Raw genomic sequence first — 1067 nt, 5'->3', positions numbered from 1 at the left:
TCTCCGGGTGCGAACGGAGCGCTTGCGCCAGAGGCGGGAGTCGCGGCTCCTGCAGCTGGCGAGGAACTGCCGCCCCCACCTCCGCAAGCTGACAAGAAGACAGTCAAGGCTGCCGCGGCGATGGCCGGATGGTGGATGGTCGATTTCATTTTTGTTTTTCCTCGTGGAACCCGTCATCCGCCGATCTTTGCCGGAGATGATGTCGTTCGTTATTAAAATTGATTTATCGCGTCGTTCAATGAAGGTCGCACGTTAATTCTTGAGTAACGCGTGGCGCCGAAATATCGTGTCTTGTCGACTTTTCGATGTAGGGAGAGCGACATGAAAGCCGAGAGCGCGGCACCTGAAAGTATCGTTCGGGAGATGGGAGCGGGGGTCGTGAGCCAAAGGACGGCGGCCGGTTTCACTCATTCCAGTGTCGACAAGATCGGGCTGAAGAAGGAAACGGTCTTGACGATCGAGAACGGCATCATCGCGACGACGCTTTATCGCCTCGTTTAGCCTGCCGAGTTGTTCAACGGCCCGCTGAGCGCATTGCTTGGAAAGTACCGTGGAGGCGCTGGCGAAGACGGGAGAGCTATTGCAGCGAAAATTGGGAATCTGCCACGTGATGATCGGCGTGCGATTTTGCGGCTTATTACGGATGTGGCGTCGATCTCTACGGAGCGAAAGACCGTTCGCGCTAGTTTGGATGCGGCGGGACGGCGCAAGGCTAAACCCGAGTGCGCGGAGCTCGAAGCGATTGTTTCTCCTGTGCGCCGCCATCCGCGAAGCCACAGACCGGTGTAAGCCCCAATGCGCCATTGGCGTGCTCGCGCGCCGCAGCAGGCCGGCGACTTGGACAATCCTGCGCGTGTCAAGCTGCCTATCTTGCAACCCCTTAGGCAAGTCTTTATCGTGATTAAGCATTTTTTCCTCTCTCGGCCTTTTGACAATCCACGGCTGCGTATTCCACGCCATCGCGAACAAGGATTCCACGGGAAAAAAATCACGAATTCCACGGCAAAGTTAATGCCGATTCCACGGCAAAGTTAATGCCGATTCCACGGCAAATAGAACAAGGTTTC

General features: G+C 56.1%; 2 protein-coding genes. Both read left to right on the top strand.

Annotated elements, in window-relative coordinates; all coding sequences use genetic code 11:
* The coding region (locus ACRXB1_RS36655; protein ID WP_449494854.1) for a hypothetical protein at positions 1–216 on the top strand (216 nt) is incomplete at its 5' end.
* A gap of 105 nt (positions 217–321) precedes the next feature.
* Positions 322–501, top strand: a complete 180-nt coding sequence (locus ACRXB1_RS36650; protein ID WP_449494853.1) for a hypothetical protein — start codon at positions 322–324, stop codon at positions 499–501.
* Positions 502–1067 lie beyond the last annotated feature (566 nt).

The sequence above is a fragment of the Caballeronia sp. M23-90 genome (genome assembly GCF_053574605.1).
This window is presented reverse-complemented; position numbering and strand designations above follow the sequence as displayed.